This window comes from Pseudomonas sp. 58 R 3, from assembly GCF_900006605.1.
GTDB lineage: Bacteria > Pseudomonadota > Gammaproteobacteria > Pseudomonadales > Pseudomonadaceae > Aquipseudomonas > Aquipseudomonas salomonii.
Genome location: NZ_CVTT01000061.1, coordinates 531,334 through 547,511 on the forward strand (window position 1 = coordinate 531,334; position 16,178 = coordinate 547,511).

14 protein-coding genes and 1 pseudogene are annotated in these 16,178 nt (G+C 61.1%); 4 read left to right on the top strand and 11 right to left on the bottom strand.

What is annotated here, in order from left to right; all coding sequences use genetic code 11:
* The first annotated feature begins 64 nt into the window (after positions 1 to 64).
* The gene (locus tag BFP92_RS20770) at positions 65 to 1,069 is read left to right on the top strand and encodes an AraC family transcriptional regulator (protein ID WP_065930888.1); all 1,005 of its coding nucleotides are present in this window, start codon (positions 65 to 67) and stop codon (positions 1,067 to 1,069) included.
* An 84-nt stretch (positions 1,070 to 1,153) separates the two neighbouring features.
* Here BFP92_RS20770 and BFP92_RS20775 read toward each other — a convergent pair whose 3' ends face one another.
* Both BFP92_RS20775 and BFP92_RS20780 read right to left on the bottom strand, forming a co-directional pair.
* Entirely contained in the window at positions 1,154 to 1,513 is a 360-nt protein-coding gene (locus BFP92_RS20775) for a response regulator (protein WP_065930889.1), read from the bottom strand.
* 38 nt (positions 1,514 to 1,551) lie between these two features.
* Positions 1,552 to 2,238, bottom strand: coding sequence for a Crp/Fnr family transcriptional regulator (locus BFP92_RS20780; protein WP_065930890.1), 687 nt, complete (start codon positions 2,236 to 2,238; stop codon positions 1,552 to 1,554).
* 83 nt (positions 2,239 to 2,321) lie between these two features.
* Here BFP92_RS20780 and BFP92_RS20785 point away from each other — a divergent pair.
* Positions 2,322 to 2,816 (top strand): annotated as a pseudogene (locus tag BFP92_RS20785) (Mpo1-like protein); the annotation flags it as partial.
* A gap of 149 nt (positions 2,817 to 2,965) precedes the next feature.
* Here the strand turns inward: BFP92_RS20785 and BFP92_RS20790 are convergent.
* The 6 genes from BFP92_RS20790 to dibA form a co-directional block, all read right to left on the bottom strand.
* Entirely contained in the window at positions 2,966 to 3,946 is a 981-nt protein-coding gene (locus BFP92_RS20790; protein WP_065930891.1) for a sulfate/molybdate ABC transporter ATP-binding protein, read from the bottom strand.
* Positions 3,947 to 3,949: 3 nt separating this feature from the next.
* A complete protein-coding gene (gene cysW / locus BFP92_RS20795) occupies positions 3,950 to 4,822 on the bottom strand; it encodes a sulfate ABC transporter permease subunit CysW (RefSeq protein ID WP_017136696.1) in 873 nt (290 codons plus the stop codon).
* A gap of 13 nt (positions 4,823 to 4,835) precedes the next feature.
* A complete protein-coding gene (cysT, locus tag BFP92_RS20800; RefSeq protein ID WP_065930892.1) occupies positions 4,836 to 5,654 on the bottom strand; it encodes a sulfate ABC transporter permease subunit CysT in 819 nt (272 codons plus the stop codon).
* A 76-nt stretch (positions 5,655 to 5,730) separates the two neighbouring features.
* Positions 5,731 to 6,741, bottom strand: coding sequence for a sulfate ABC transporter substrate-binding protein (locus BFP92_RS20805; protein WP_003170959.1), 1,011 nt, complete (start codon positions 6,739 to 6,741; stop codon positions 5,731 to 5,733).
* Positions 6,742 to 6,815: 74 nt separating this feature from the next.
* On the bottom strand, positions 6,816 to 6,998 hold the full coding sequence (gene oscA, locus BFP92_RS20810) for a sulfur starvation response protein OscA (protein ID WP_003170956.1): 183 nt from the start codon (positions 6,996 to 6,998) through the stop codon (positions 6,816 to 6,818).
* A gap of 300 nt (positions 6,999 to 7,298) precedes the next feature.
* A complete protein-coding gene (gene dibA / locus BFP92_RS20815; RefSeq protein WP_065930893.1) occupies positions 7,299 to 9,212 on the bottom strand; it encodes a phosphodiesterase DibA in 1,914 nt (637 codons plus the stop codon).
* A gap of 166 nt (positions 9,213 to 9,378) precedes the next feature.
* Here dibA and desA point away from each other — a divergent pair, with 166 nt between their 5' ends.
* Positions 9,379 to 10,563 carry a delta-9 fatty acid desaturase DesA gene (gene desA, locus BFP92_RS20820; protein ID WP_017136693.1) on the top strand — a complete coding sequence of 395 codons (1,185 nt, stop codon included), beginning with the start codon at positions 9,379 to 9,381 and terminating at the stop codon, positions 10,561 to 10,563.
* 188 nt (positions 10,564 to 10,751) lie between these two features.
* On the top strand, positions 10,752 to 11,753 hold the full coding sequence (locus tag BFP92_RS20825; protein WP_065930894.1) for a sensor domain-containing diguanylate cyclase: 1,002 nt from the start codon (positions 10,752 to 10,754) through the stop codon (positions 11,751 to 11,753).
* A gap of 121 nt (positions 11,754 to 11,874) precedes the next feature.
* Here the strand turns inward: BFP92_RS20825 and BFP92_RS20830 are convergent, their stop codons facing one another.
* The 3 genes from BFP92_RS20830 to gabD form a co-directional block, all read right to left on the bottom strand.
* Positions 11,875 to 13,077: an HDOD domain-containing protein gene (locus BFP92_RS20830; RefSeq protein ID WP_065930895.1), complete on the bottom strand. Its 1,203-nt coding sequence runs from the start codon at positions 13,075 to 13,077 to the stop codon at positions 11,875 to 11,877.
* A gap of 139 nt (positions 13,078 to 13,216) precedes the next feature.
* The gene (gene gabT, locus BFP92_RS20835) at positions 13,217 to 14,494 is read right to left on the bottom strand and encodes a 4-aminobutyrate--2-oxoglutarate transaminase (protein ID WP_012721619.1); all 1,278 of its coding nucleotides are present in this window, start codon (positions 14,492 to 14,494) and stop codon (positions 13,217 to 13,219) included.
* Positions 14,495 to 14,676: 182 nt separating this feature from the next.
* A complete protein-coding gene (gabD, locus tag BFP92_RS20840; RefSeq protein ID WP_017136690.1) occupies positions 14,677 to 16,119 on the bottom strand; it encodes an NADP-dependent succinate-semialdehyde dehydrogenase in 1,443 nt (480 codons plus the stop codon).
* Positions 16,120 to 16,178 lie beyond the last annotated feature (59 nt).

Below are 16,178 nucleotides of genomic sequence, written 5' to 3' on the forward strand. Positions count from 1 at the left end.
CCCACGCGATCGGGCGGGACGCTAGCCCCGGACGCCAACCTGTTGACCGCAAGCGCCAATCACCATGACTGAACCCACCTCCCTCGCCAGCTGGACCCGCGCCCTGCGCAAGCAGCTCGACGCCCTGAACCTGGACAGCGCCGCGCTGTGCATCGAGGCCGGGCTCGACCCGCAGCAGATGGACGACCCCAATGCGCGTTACCCGCTGTCGGCCACGACGCGCCTGTGGGCGCTGGCAGTGCAGGCCAGCGGCGACCCGGCGATCGGCTTGCGCGTGTCGCGGTTTGTGAGCCCGACCACCTTCCATGCGCTGGGTTATGCACTGGTGGCCAGCGGCAGCCTGCGTGAGGTGTTCGAACGCATCGTGCGGTATCACCAGGTGGTCAGCGATGCCCTGACCCTGGAGCTTAGCGGAGATGGCGAGCGTTACCGCTTTCGTCTGCTGCAACCTGCGGACAGTCCGGCACCCGCGCTGGAAGCGATTGATGCGTTTGCAGCGATCTATGTGCGCACCTGCCGTAATCGCCTGGGCCGTGACTACGCGCCGTTGGCGGTGTACCTGCGGCGGCCGGAACCGGCGGATCCAAAACCCTGGCACACGGTATTTCGCGCACCGGTGTTTTTCGATGCCGAGGAAGACCGCCTTGAATTTTCCGCCCAGGACTTCGACAGCCACCTGGACGACGCCAACCCGGAGTTGGCCGAGCACAATGAAACCGTACTCAAGCGCACCCTGGCCCAACTGCAACCGCTGACGTGGGAGCGCAAGGTGCGCGCGGCCATCGAGGCACAACTGCCCGAGGGTGAGCCGAGCGCCGAACGCATCGCCCAGGCGTTGCACCTGAGCCTGCGCAGTCTGCAGCGGCATCTGGCGGATGAAGGCTGTCGGTTTGATGCGTTGCTCAACGAGTGCCGCGAGAACCTGGCACTGCTGCACTTGCGCGATCCGCACTGCTCATTGGCCGAGATCGGTTATTTGCTTGGGTTTGCCGATACCAGCAGTTTCAGCCGCGCGTTCAAACGCTGGACGGGGATGACGCCGGGGCAGTTTCGCGATGGGCTGCGTTAGGTAGGGCCTCATCGCAGGCAAGCCAGCTCCCACAGGGGAATGCATTCCAACTGTGGGAGCTGGCTTGCCTGGGATAGCGGTGGCTCAGCGACCACGCCGCAAGAGTTTTTTCACCCGCGCGACAAGCACCTTGGCATCAAACGGCTTGAGCAAATAATCATCCTCATGCAGTTCCAACCCACGCAAGCGGTCTTCAATCCCGCCCGGCGTGGTCAGGAACAACACCGGCGTCTCACCCTTCAACCGGATCGCCTGCTGCAACTTCCAGGCATTCAGGCCCGGCAGCATCACATCCAGGATCACCAGGTCGTACTCAGTGCTTTCAACCAGGCGCAACGCCGCCATGCCATTGGCCGCGACTTCGACGCTGTAACTGGCCTCGTTCAAGCCCTGGGCCATCCGCTGTGCCTCTTCGGATTCATGTTCCACTAACAGCACGCGCATAACACACCTCGATTAATCAGGCTTGCAGGCTAACACCCTCAGGTGTGCGCCGCCTCACGCAGTCGCCGGGCATCGAGGATTTCGATCTCGCCGTAACCCAGGCGCACGATGCCTTGGGCCTGCAGGTCCTTGAGCAAGGCGTTGGTGGTCTGGCGTGACAGGCTCAACATGGCGGCCAGGTCTTCCTGGGGCAGTTGCAGCACGCTTTTTGAAGACTCGGCCTCGCCGTAACCCTCGACGATCATCAACAACCGATGCGCCAGGCGCACCGAGGCCGGCATCAGGCTCAGTTGCTCGATATTGATAAAACTCAGGCGCAGCTTCTGGCTCATCAATAACGCCAGATCACGCCAGTACTGCGGGCTTTCATTGAGAATATTCAGCAGCGCCTGTTGCGGCACCTGCAGCAGCGTGCACGGGCCGACGGCGCAGGCGTCATGGGTACGCGGCAGGCCATCGAACAGGCAAATTTCACCCAGCCAAAACGGTGATTCCACCAGGCTCAACAGGGCTTCCTTGCCATGCTCATTCACCGCGCTGATGCGCAAGGCGCCGTCGAGCACCGCGTACAGGCCACAGGGCGGGTCGCCACGCTTGAACAGGTATTGCCCGGCCGCCAGCTGCCGCTGCCGTGCGTGGGCCAGCAGGCTATGCTGAAAAGGCGCAGGCAGGTGGCTGAACCAGTGGCCGGTGGCCAAGCGAGTACGCCATTTCTCTGTGTCCATGAGCACTCCGAAGATTGTCGCCCAGTTGACAGTCAATCCCAGGCTGGCAGGGCATGATCAAGCATCCTACAGGAGGAACAACAATGAAAAGCCTCGTCGACCACCTCAGCCAATACGCCGCCTACCACCGCGACCCGCGCAATATCGCCAGCCACTTTATCGGCATCCCGCTGATCGTCGTCGCCGTGGCGGTGCTGTTGTCGCGCCCCGAATGGGCCGTCGGCAACCTGTGGATATCTCCGGCGGTGGTGCTCGCGTTGTTGTCGGCGTGGTTTTACCTGCGCCTGGAACTGGCGTTGGGCGTGCTGATGACGGTACTGATGGGCTTGTCGGTGTGGGCCGGGCACGAGCTGGCGGCGCAGAGCACACTGGTGTGGCTGAGCAGCGGCATCGGCCTGTTTGTGGTGGGCTGGGTGATTCAGTTTGTCGGGCACTACTACGAAGGCAAGAAGCCGGCGTTTGTGGACGATGTGTCGGGGCTGATTGTGGGGCCGTTGTTTGTGGTGGCGGAGCTGGCGTTTTTGCTGGGGGTGCGGCATGAACTTAAAGAGCAGATTGAGGCGCGGTCCGGCCCGGTAGAACGCCGCGACCTGAAGTCGAGCCAGCTCCCACATGATCGTTCCCACGCTCTGCGTGGGAATGCAGCCCAGGACGCTCCGCGTCCCAAAGCGTGACGCAGAGCGTCACAAGAGGCGTTCCCACGCAGAGCGTGGGAACGATCGGAGGGTCAGGCTTTTTGCCAGACCTTGGGCTTGAAGAACAAGGTCTCGCCACGCGCCAAACCCGTCAGGCTGTCGTGATCTTTCACCACTTCGGCCTCGATCAGCTCGCTTTGGCCTTCGACCTTCAGCGTTACCCGTGTGGTGGCGCCGAGTGGGCGAATATCGCGTACTTGCGCCGCGTGGTGGTCTTCCAGCTCATGGCGTGACAGCGACACTTCGTGCGGGCGGAACAGCACGTGCTTGTCTTCGCCCAGGTGCAGACGGTTGGAATCACCGAGGAAGTGATAGACAAAATCGCTGGCCGGGTTTTCGTAGACTTCGCCCGGTGAGCCGATCTGCTCGATCACGCCCTTGTTCATCACCACGATACGGTCGGCGACTTCCATGGCCTCTTCCTGGTCGTGGGTCACGAACACCGAGGTGAGGTTGATGTCTTCGTGCAGGCGCGCCAGCCAGCGGCGCAGCTCTTTACGCACCTTGGCGTCGAGGGCGCCGAAGGGTTCGTCCAGCAGCAGCACTTTGGGTTCTACCGCCAGGGCGCGGGCCAGGGCGATACGCTGGCGCTGGCCGCCGGAGAGTTGTTCCGGGTAGCGATCCGACAGCCAATCAAGCTGCACCATGTTCAGCAACTCGTGAACCTTGACCGCAATCTGGCTTTCGCTCGGGCGCTGGTTTTTCGGCTTCATGCGCAGGCCGAAGGCAACGTTGTCGAACACGGTCATGTGGCGGAACAACGCGTAGTGCTGGAACACAAAGCCGACGTTGCGATCCCGCACGTCGTGGCCGGACACGTCTTCACCGTGGAACACGATGCTGCCGTCATCCGGGGTTTCAAGACCCGCGATGATGCGCAACAAGGTGGTTTTGCCGCAGCCGGACGGGCCCAGCAACGCCACCAGCTCGCCACTCTGGATGTCCAGATTGATGCTGTTCAGGGCCTTGAAGGCGTTGAAGTTCTTGCTGACATTACGGACTTCGATCGACATGACTTATTCCTCACCGGCGCTGTTGCGCAGGCGGTTGATACGGTTCTCGCTCCACTGCTTGAGCAGCAGGATGAAGAGCGCCAGGATCAGCAACAGGCTCGCGACGGCAAACGCGGCGACATGGTTGTATTCGTTGTAGAGGATCTCGACGTGCAGCGGCAAGGTGTTGGTCACGCCGCGAATGTGGCCGGACACCACCGACACCGCGCCGAACTCACCCATGGCCCGCGCGGTACACAGCACCACGCCGTAGATCAGGCCCCACTTGATGTTCGGCACGGTCACGTGCCAGAACATCTGCCAGCCGTTGGCGCCCAGCAGGCGTGCGGCTTCTTCTTCCTGGGTGCCCTGCTCCTGCATCAGCGGGATCAGCTCACGAGCCACGAACGGCACCGTCACGAAGATGGTCGCCAGCACAATGCCGGGCAGGGCAAACACGATCTGGATGTCATGGTCTTGCAGCCACGGGCCGAAGAAGCCCTGGGCGCCGAACATCAGCACGTAGACCAGGCCCGCGATCACCGGCGACACCGAAAACGGCAGGTCGATCAACGTGACCAGAATGCTCTTGCCACGGAACGAGTACTTGCTCACACACCACGCGGCGCTGACGCCAAACACCAGGTTGAGCGGCACCGAGATCACCACGGCGATCACCGTGAGCTTGAGTGCCGACAGTGCGTCGGGTTCAAGGATCGCGGTGAAGAACGCGCCGAGGCCGTTCTTCAAGCCCTGGGACACCACGATAAACAGCGGCAGCAGCAGAAACAGCGCGAACACCAGCCAGCCCAGTGTGATCAGGATGCGCCGCGACACCGCGCTGCCACGACGGGCAGCGTTGGCCGAGGACGCGGCGGAAATAGACGATTGGGACATGTTCCGCGCCTCCTTATGGGGTTTCAATGCGTCGCTGCAGCAAGTTGATCAGCAGCAGCAGGACAAAGGAAACCACCAGCATCATCACGCCGATGGCGGTGGCGCCGGTGTAGTCGTATTGGTCGAGCTTGACCATGATCAGCAACGGCAGAATCTCGGTTTTCATCGGCATGTTGCCGGCGATGAAGATCACCGAACCGTACTCACCCACGCCTCGGGCAAACGCCAGCGCGAAGCCGGTCAGCCAGGCGGGCAGCAATGCGGGTACGAGAATGTAGCGGAACACCTGCAAAGGCTTGGCGCCCAGGCAGGCGGCGGCTTCTTCGATCTCACGCGGGATATCGGCCAGCACCGGCTGCACCGTGCGCACCACGAAGGGCAAGGTCACGAAGGTCAGTGCCAGGGTGATGCCGATGGGGGTGTAGGCGATTTTAAAGCCCAGGTCGGTTGCGAACTGCCCGACCAGACCGGCCGGAGCGTATAGCGCGGTGAGCGCGATACCGGCCACGGCGGTGGGCAGGGCAAACGGCAAGTCGATCATTGCATCGATGATCTTGCGACCGGGGAAGGTGTAACGCACCAGCACCCAGGCCAGCAGTGTGCCGATCACGCCGTTGATGATCGCCGCGACGAACGCGGTGCCGAAGCTCAGTTTCAACGCCGCCAGCACCCTCGGTGCGGTAATGATGGCCCAGAACTGATCCCAAGTGAGTTGAGCGGCATGTACAAACATCGCCGCCAGGGGGATGAGTACGATCAGGCTGAGGTACACCACGGTGTAGCCCAGCGTCAGCCCGAAGCCGGGTATGACGGGGGAAATACGACGCGACATAAGAGTCCTTGGTTAGCGGAACTGACACACAAAACCCGCAGGTGAATGCGGGCTTCGTGAGTGTGTGTTTCTCGGCTTACTGCGCCGTGTAGATCTGGTCGAACACGCCACCGTCGTTAAAGAATTTCGGCTGGGCAGTTTTCCAGCCGCCGAAGTCTTTGTCGATAGTCACCAGGTCCAGTTTCGGGAACTGCTGGGCGTATTTGGCGGCAACTTTTGCATCGCGTGGGCGGTAGAAGTTCTTCGCCGCAATCTCCTGACCCGCCGGGCTGTACAGGTGTTTGAGGTATTCGGTGGCGATCTCGGTATTGCCCTTTTTCTCGGCGTTTTTGTCGACCACGGCAACCGGCGGCTCCGCGAGGATCGACAGGGACGGCACAACGATATCGAACTTGTCGGCGCCACCGTCTTCTTTAAGTGCCAGGAACGCCTCGTTTTCCCAGGCCAGCAACACGTCACCCTGACCGTTGTTGACGAAGGTGATGGTCGAACCGCGAGCGCCGGTGTCGAGGATCGGCACGTGCTTGAACAGCTCTTTTACGTATTCCTGGGCCTTGGCTTCGCTGCCGCCGGATTTGAGGCCGTAGGCCCACGCGGCGAGGAAGTTCCAGCGCGCACCGCCGGAGGTTTTCGGGTTAGGCGTGATCACGGAAACGTCTTTCTTGATCAGGTCGCCCCAGTCCTTGATGCCTTTTGGGTTGCCCTTGCGCACCAGGAACACGATGGTCGAGGTGTACGGGGTGCTCGCATCCGGCAGGCGGGTTTGCCAGTTTTCCGGCAGGGTTTTGCCCAGTTTGGCGATTTCGTCGATGTCGCCGGCCAGGGCCAGGGTCACCACGTCGGCGCGCAGACCGTCGATCACCGCCCGGCCTTGCTTGCCCGAGCCGCCATGGGATTGCTGGATCTTGACGTTGTCGCCAGGGTGAGACTGTTTCCAGTAGCTGGTGAACTCAGCGTTGTAGTCCTGGTACAGCTCACGGGTCGGGTCATACGAGACATTGAGCAACTCGTAGTCCTTGGCAACGGCGGAACCGGCAAACACGGCGCTGGCCAGGGCGGCCAGGGCGTAACGGCGAATCGACGACATAGAAGCTCCTGAAATTCTTGGGTGTTGGCTTTTTCTTATAGTTGCGGGTCCAGCATGCGAATCGCCGTCGGTGCTTAGCTCGGTTTGTTACCGGGGTTCTGCAAACGGAATTTTTCCTTGCGTTCGATCTGCACCACTTGGGCGTTATGCACCGTGATTTCCACCGCGCCAAACCGCAGGTCGCGCAAGGCGCTCTGGATCTCACGCAAAATGGCTGCTTCGTCCTGGCCGTCGACGCTACGTAGAGATGCGCTCATGGTCTCGCTCCTGAAATGAATAGTGCCCGGCAGTGGCGGCACTGCTTGCGGCGTGAGGGCGATAGTAGATAAGCGCGGATATTCTTAAAAATACTATTTAAGAATGTTTATATAACCAGAAAGAATTTTCTGACAGGACGTGGGGTTGCGCGGGTATTTACGAGTTCAGCGCAGAAAATAAGGCATGCCGAGATCCAAATGTGGGAGCGGGCTTGCTCGCGAATGCGGTGAATCAGCTACACATTTATTGACTGACAGTCCGCTTTCGCGAGCAAGCCCGCTCCCACATTGGCCTGTATTTCAAGTCATGATGGTCGGTGACCTGGCCCAATCCATTTCTTGCGCCGGCACCGGCCGGCCAAACCAATACCCTTGGCCCAAATCACACTCCTGCTCCAACAAAAACCGCGCCTGCTCCACCTGTTCAATGCCTTCGGCGTGAACCTGCATGCCCATGCTTTTTGCCAAGGCGATCACCACGCGCACAATCGCGGCGTCGTCCTCATCCCACGGCAACCCGGCGACAAAACCCTGGTCGATCTTGAGCTTCTGCACCGGCAGGCGCTTGAGGCGCAGCAGTGACGAATAACCGGTGCCAAAGTCGTCGATCGCCAGGCGCAAGCCCAGCTCGCGCAGGCGGTGCAATTGTTCAAGGGCCACTTCCGGGTCTTCCATCACCGCGCTTTCGGTGACTTCAAGTTCCAGATAAGCCGGATCCAGGCCGGTGGTGTGCAGCACCTGGGCGACTTGCTCATACAGCTCACGCCGGGCAAACAAACGGCTGGAGACGTTCACCGCAATAAAGCTCAACGGCGCGCCATCGGCCAGCCATTGGCCCATCTGGCGGCAGGCCTGGTCCATCACCCAGGCATCGATATCGGCAATCAGCCCGGTGCGCTCGGCAATCGGGATAAATTCGCCCGGCGGCACCAGGCCGCGTTCCGGGTGTTGCCAGCGCACCAGGGCTTCGACGCCGACCAGGCGGCTGCCTTGCAGGTCGTGCACGGGCTGGTAATACACACGCAGCTCTTGCTGATCGAGGGCGCGGCGCAATTCGCTGGCGATTTCCACGCGGTGCTGGGCGTGGGCGGTCAGTTCTTCGGTGTACAGCGCATAACCTTCACGACCGGCGCTCTTGGCTTTGAACAGTGCGGAGTCGGCATTGCGCAGCAGTTGTTCGGCGCTCAGGGCATCACTGGGAAACAGGCTGATGCCGATGCTGGCGCTGATAAACAACTGGTTGCCGTCGAACACAAACGGCTCTTTCATCGCATCGAGCATACGCTGCGCCAGCGCGGCAGCCTGAACCACCTGTGGACAACTTTCCGCCAGCACGGCGAACTCATCGCCGCCGAGGCGCGCCAGGGTCACGCCGGTGCCGAACAGGCCTTTCAGCCGCTCGCCGACGGCCTTGAGCAACTGGTCACCGACGTTATGGCCGAGGCTGTCGTTGATGATTTTGAAGTGGTCCAGGTCCATCAACAGCAACGCGCAGCCGCGCTTGTGCACTTGCGCCGAGGCCAGCGCCTGCTCGGCACGATCGGTAAAGAGCAGGCGGTTGGGCAGGTCGGTGAGCGGGTCGTGGTGGGCCAGGTGCGCCAGTTCGTGCTCGGAGTCTTTGATGGCGCTGATGTCGGAAAACACCGCAACATAATGGCTGACCTGGCCCTGGTCATTGTGGATAACCCGGATGGTTTGCCACTGTGGATAAATCTCGCCGCTTTTGCGCCGGTTCCAGATTTCGCCGCTCCATTCGCCTGTGCGCTCGAGGGTCTGGAACACCTGTTGATAAAAATTCGACGAATGGCGCCCGGACTTGAACAGGCTCGGCCGTTGGCCCATTACGTCCTCACGGCTGTAACCGGTGATCTCCATGAACGCGCGGTTCACATGCACGATCAGCCCCTGGGCGTCGGTGACCAGCACGCCTTCACGGGTGCAATCGAACACGGCGGCGGCCTGTTGCAGGCGTTCGCGGTTTTCTTTCAAGGGTTGCTGCAGCCGGTGGGTGCGGGCAAAACGGGCACAGATCAGGTAAATGACCAGCGCGCTGAGGGCCACCCATACATAGCCGCGCACCTGCAGCCAGTGCCCTAACTGCCATGGGTCATCGAGAAAGTTGATCAATAGGTGATTGCTGAGCTGGAGCCACACAATGGAAATCAGCAGGTATACCAGCCCCGCACGCAGGGCGCCTCGGTATGAAAACAGCATATGGTCAGTAATCCTTACCCAAAAAACAAAATCGCCCTACAAAGGCTGCGGATTATAGAATAAGAAACATCCAGTCACTCCTATCTGAAAGGGCGGCTGGTTTTCTCTGTAGGCTTAGTGATAATGCGTGAGCTGTTTTTTTCTTTATCTGAGGGCCATACAGCCTATGTGGTACAACGGTTTTCTTGACCTGTCAGCCTGGCAACTGGTGGCAGTCACGCTGTTGATGACCCACGTGACCATTGTTGGGGTCACGGTCTATCTGCACCGTTATTCAGCCCATCGCTCCCTGGAGCTCAATGCCGGCCTGAAACACTTCTTCCGCTTCTGGCTGTGGCTGACCACGGCGCAGAACACCCGCGAGTGGACCGCCATCCACCGCAAACACCACGCCAAGTGCGAAACCGTCGACGACCCGCACAGTCCGGTGATCAAGGGTTTGTCCACCGTGCTGCGCAAAGGCGCCGAGCTGTACCGCGCCGAGGCCGAGAACCCCGAGACCCTGCGCATCTACGGCAAAAACTGCCCGGACGACTGGATCGAACGCAAAATCTACACGCCTTACCCGCTGCTGGGCGTGGCGATCATGGGCGTCATCGACCTGCTGCTGTTCGGCACCATCGGCATCACCATCTGGGCGATCCAGATGATGTGGATCCCGTTCTGGGCTGCCGGCGTCATCAACGGCCTGGGCCATGCGGTCGGTTATCGCAACTTCGAGTGCCGTGACGCCGCCACCAACCTGGTGCCGTGGGGCATCATCGTCGGCGGTGAAGAGCTGCACAACAACCACCACACCTACCCGAACTCGGCCAAGCTGTCGGTGAAAAAGTGGGAATTCGACCTGGGTTGGGCATGGATCAAAGTGTTCAGCTTCCTGCGCCTGGCCAAGGTGCAACGCGTTGCACCGATTGCCCACCGCGTCGAGGGCAAAGGCCACCTGGACATGGACACCGCCATGGCGATCCTCAACAACCGCTTCCAGATCATGGCCCAGTACCGCAAGTTGGTGATCGGCCCGCTGGTCAAGCAGGAGCTGGAAAAGGTCGATCATTCGGTGCGCCACCAGTTCCACCGTGCCAAGCGCCTGCTGTCGCGTGAAACCAGCCTGCTGGATGACCGCCACCACGTGCGCATCCAGAGCATGCTCGAACACAGCCACGCGTTGACCGTGATCTACGAGAAGCGCCTGGCGCTGCAACAGATCTGGCTGAAGACCAGCACCAATGGCCACGACATGTTGGCGGCAATCAAGGAATGGGTGCATGAGGCTGAGGCCAGCGGCATTCAGTCCCTGCGCGATTTTGCCCACCAGTTGAAGACCTACTCGCTGCGCCCTGCAGCGGTCTGACAGGCCGGCTTGTTGTAGTGAGCGGGCACGCCCGCTCACTACATACTGGTTTCTGACGCCATTTCTTAGTCAGCCCGTTCACGGAACTTCACTGCAAATCCCCTCTCTCAAGGAACACTTCGCCATCATGGTGGCCCTTGTACTGACCGCTGCTCCATCCTGCGGCGAGCCCAGAGAGAGTTGTGCCGATGGTTCCCGAAAAGCCCTATTCAACCGATGCCCCTGTCGCTGAGCACCCACGCCCGGCTGCGGCGGCCACCCTGCTGGCGCTGATGCATGCCCAGGGTGAAGTCGAACGGCTGAGTGAGCGCGAACAACTGCTCAGTTCACTGCTGGTCAGCGTGAATGCCGTGCTGTGGGCCATCGACTGGGAAACCCGGCGTGTGCTGTACGTGAGCCCGGCGTACGAGCGGGTGTTTGGCCGATCCGCCGGTTTGTTGCTTGCCGATTACCGCGAATGGCGTAACAGCATTCACCCCGAAGACCTCGACTACGCCGAACACAGCCTGGCCCGCGTGATGGAAGACGGCGCCGTGGAGGACCGCGAGTACCGCATCATCACCGCCGACGGTCAGATTCGCTGGTTGAGCGACAAGTGTTACATCAACCAACAGGTCGAACCCGGCAAGCCGGTGATTGTGGTCGGCATGGCCGAAGACATCACCGAAAAAAAGCACATGGAGTTGGAGCTGCACCGACTCGCCACCACTGATGTGCTGACCCAAAGCAGCAACCGCAGGCACTTTTTCGAGTGCGCCAACCAGGCGTTCGACAGCGCCTGCGCCCAAGGCGCCCCACTGGCGTTCCTGCTGCTGGACATCGATGACTTCAAAGACGTCAACGACAGCTACGGCCACCTGGAAGGCGATCAGGTGTTGCGGCGTATCGCCGAGAGCGGTCGCGGCGTACTGCGCCGTGGCGACCTGTTCGGACGCATTGGCGGCGAAGAGTTCGCCGCCGTACTGCCTGGCTGTGCCCCGCAGATGGCGTTACAGGTGGCCGAGCGGCTGGGCAAGGAAATCCAGGCCCTGAGTTTCAGCTTTGAAGGCCGAGATTTTACCGTGACCGTCAGCCAAGGCCTGGCCAACCTGCGCGAAGACGACTCAACCCTGGACAGCCTGTTCGCACGGGCCGATGCCGCGATGTACGAAGCCAAGCGCCAAGGCAAGAACCGCGTCATAGAAGGCTAGCACTCGATCAAAATGTGGGAGCGGGCTTGCTCGCGAATGCGGTGTGCCAGCCACCGAAAATATTGACTGATCCACCGCATTCGCGAGCAAGCCCGCTCCCACATGGGTTCCTCGCTGCCCGCTAGGTTTTGCGCACCCGCATCAGCTCCGACAAGCCCACCTTGAGCAGCCGCGCCGTCTTGCCCTTGGCCAGCGCTTCCAACCCTTCATGCTCGGTCAATCGCGCCATTTGCGCCGCCAGGTTCACCACCAGCGCGTCGCGCGAATACACCCCGCCTTCAAGTGAGTAGGTCGCTGCAATCAACTGCCGCAACTCCAGCGGCAAGCGCCAGCGCGTGCGCAACGCCGAACCGTAAGCGGCGCCGAAGGTGAACAGGGATTCGCCAATCACTTCGTCATCCAGCGCCCCGCCACCCAGGCGCCAGTCTTCCAGGCAGCGCAACAACGCCAAATCACCCAGCCGATGCAGGATGCCGGCGCAGTAACAGCGCTCGTGATCCAGCTCCAACATGCGCGCCAGGCGGCGTCCATAGTCGGCGGTGTCCTGGGACAACTGCCAGTGGCGCTCGGCGTAGGCCACCAGCGCCGGGTCACCCAGCACCACGTTGTGCTTGAGCGCCAGGCCCAGAATCAGATTCATGCTCTGCCCGGCGGCGAGCTTTTGCAGTGCAGCGGCCAGGGTCTGCACCGGCGTGCCGTGATGCCCGGCGCTGTTGGCGGCGGCGATCAGTACAGCAGTGATTTGCGGGTCGGTTTTTACCTGTTCTTCAAGTTGCCTGAGGTCCAGGCCGTCCGGCGCCAGGCTGTGTTGCACGGCGGCCTTCACATCGACCCGCAGCGGCGCGCCATCGCACACGTCGCGGCGGCGTTCCAGGAACATTGGCAAGGCCATGCCCGGGGCGAGCGGCGGTATCTCGCAATACACACTTTCGCCTTCATTGAGCAGCAGGTCTTGCAGGCGCTGGGTCAGGCCTTCCATGTTCAGGGGTTTGGTCAGATATGCCGTGGGCGCCAGGGGCAAGGCTTCGCGCACGCTGGCGCTGTCATTGCGACTGCTCAGCAGAATAAACGGCAGCGAACGGTGCTTCTGGCGCACGCTGCGCAGCAGGCTCAAGCCGTCGATGCCCGGCAACTCCCAATCGGCCAGGATCAGGTCGTAGGTTTTGTCTCGCAACAGCGTGGCCGCTTCCTGGCCATCGGCACACACATCCAGCCGCGCGTCACAGCGCACATTCAACAACACTTGCTTGAGCAGGTCCCGCGACCAAGGGTCCGCCTCGGCAATTAACACGCGGGGTACAGCGGGTAAATCAACAGCAGTCATCCAGCACGCTCCATCGGCAATGCTTGCACCTTAGTCAATCACCCCGCCTGCGTACAATGAACATGGCCTGAATGTGCTGCAGCGGGCACAAAAAAACCCGCCTAGGCGGGTTTTTTCTGTCGATCAGATCAAGCGCCGCTTACAGCTCGGAGAAGCACTCTTCGATGATCGCCAAACCTTTGTCCAACTGCTCGTCCGGCGAGGTCAGCGGCACCAGTACGCGCAACACGTTGCCGTAGGTGCCGCAAGACAGCAGGATCAGGCCCTTGTCACGCGCCTTGGCCACCACGGAAGCCACGGCAGCCGCGTTCGGCTTGTGGCTGTCGCCATCTTCGAACAGCTCCACCGCGATCATCGCGCCCAAGGCACGCACTTCACCGATCACCGGGTACTTGGCTTGAATGGCTTTGAGGCCCGTCACCAAGCGCTCGCCAACCGCCTTGCAGCGGTCCAGCAGGTGCTCTTCTTCGAACACTTCCATCACCGCCAGCGCAGCCGCGCAAGCAATCGGGCTACCGGCATAAGTGCCGCCCAGGCCGCCTGGCGCAATGGCGTCCATGTATTCAGCCTTGCCGCACACACCGGCCAACGGGAAGCCGCCAGCGATGGATTTGGCGAAAGTGGTCAGGTCGGCAGCCACGCCCATCTGTTCCATGGCAAAGAACGTACCGGTACGGCCGGCACCGGTTTGCACTTCGTCGGCGATCAGCAGGATGCCGTGCTTGTCGCACAGTTCGCGCAGGCGCTTCATGAAGGATTTAGGCGCGACGTAGAAACCGCCTTCGCCCTGCACCGGCTCGATGATGATGGCAGCGATATCACGCGGCTCGGCATCGTTTTTGAAGATGCGTTCGATGCTGGCGATGGCATCGTCATCGCTCACGCCGTGCAGTTCGTTCGGGAACAGTGCGCGGAACACGCCGCCTGGCATCAGGCCCATGCCGGCCGAGTACGGCACGACTTTACCGGTCAGGCCCAAGGTCATCATGGTGCGGCCGTGGTAAGCGCCGGTAAACGCGATTACGCCAGCACGGCCAGTGGCGGCGCGGGCGATTTTCACGGCGTTTTCGACCGCTTCGGAACCGGTGGTGACCAGCAGGGTTTTCTTGGCGAAATCACCTGGCACCTTGGCATTGATTTTTTCGCACAGCTCCACGTACGGCTCGTAGGCCAGTACCTGGAAGCAGGTGTGAGTCAGCTTGTTCAGTTGCTCGGTCACGGCCGCGATGATTTTCGGGTGCACGTGGCCGGTGTTCAACACGGCGATACCGCCGGCGAAGTCGATGAACTCGCGACCTTCAACGTCGGTCACGGTGGCGTTCTTCGCGGATTCGGCGAAGATCGGGTGAATCTGGCCAACACCGCGCGGCACAGCGGCCTCGCGGCGTTTCATCAGGGATGCGTTGGTCTTGCTCATAAAGTCCTCATTCGCCACTCATCGGGTGGCGTGGTCCAAGGAATACGTGGCGGGGAGGCAACTACGGCAGCATGCGATGATCGACTGCCACAGCTTTCCCGGCCACTACGAATAACGTCTTGAAACACGCAAAGGGTCAGCGCTCTCGTGCCCTCTGCGTTTGCTGCAATCTCGTGCCGAGCTTAGATGCCCAGGCAGAGGTATTTGATTTCCAGGTAATCCTCGATCCCGTACTTGGAGCCTTCACGGCCCAGGCCCGAAGCCTTGATACCGCCGAACGGTGCCACTTCGTTGGAGATCAACCCGGTGTTGACGCCAACCATGCCGTATTCCAGCGCTTCAGCCACACGGAACACACGGCCCAGGTCGCGGGCATAGAAATAGGAAGCCAGGCCGAACTCGGTGTCGTTGGACATCGCGATCACTTCGGCTTCATCTTTGAAGCGGAACAGCGGCGCCAATGGCCCGAAGGTTTCTTCCTTGGCGACCGCAGCATCTTTGGGCACGTTGACCAGGATGGTCGGCTCAAAGAAGTTGCCTTCCATCACCTTGCCACCGGCCAGCAGCTTGGCGCCTTTGCTCAGGGCATCGGCGATGTGTTCCTGAACCTTGGCCACGGCTTTTTCGTCGATCAGCGGGCCAGTGGTGGTGCCTTCTTCCAGACCGTTGCCGATCTTGAGTTTGGCCACGGCCACTTTGAGTTTTTCGGCGAACGCGTCGTACACCGAATCCTGGATGTACAGGCGGTTGGCACACACGCAGGTCTGGCCGTTGTTGCGGTACTTGGAGATGATCGCGCCTTCGACGGCCTTATCCAGGTCGGCGTCGTCGAACACGATAAACGGCGCGTTGCCGCCCAGTTCCAGCGAGACTTTCTTGATGTCCTTGGCGCATTCGGCCATCAACTGGCGCCCGATTTCGGTGGAGCCGGTGAAGGACAATTTACGCACGATCGGGTTGCTGGTCAGCTCGCTGCCAATATCACCGGCGCTGCCGGAAACCACGCTGAACACGCCTTTCGGAATGCCCGCACGCTGGGCCAGTTCAGCCAGGGCGAACGCCGAAAACGGCGTTTGCGAAGCCGGCTTGAGCACCATGGTGCAACCGGCGGCCAGGGCCGGGCCGGCTTTACGGGTGATCATCGCAGCCGGGAAGTTCCACGGCGTGATGGCCGCGGTAACGCCGATCGGTTGCTTGATCACGATCAGGCGCTTGTCCGGCTGGTGGCCAGGAATCACATCACCGTAGACGCGCTTGGCCTCTTCGGCGAACCACTCGATAAAGGAAGCGGCGTAGACGATTTCGCCTTTGGCTTCGGCCAGCGGCTTGCCCTGCTCCAGGGTCATCAGGCGCGCCAGGTCGTCCTGGTTCTCGATGATCAGCTCGAACCAGCGACGCAGCTTGTTGGCGCGGTCCTTGGCGGTGAGTGCACGCCAGGCCGGCAGGGCCTTGTCGGCGGCTTCGATGGCACGGCGGGTTTCAGCCGCGCCCATCTTCGGCACGGTGCCGAGAATTTCGCCCGTGGCCGGGTTATTGACCTTGATGGTTTGACCGTTGTCCGCATCGACCCAAGCGCCATCGATAAAGGCTTGTTGGCGGAACAACTGGGTATCTTTGAGCTGCATGTCGGCTTTCCTTAACAGCACCGCGCGCACGCGGAGCGAATTAGAGTTGTTGAAAGGCG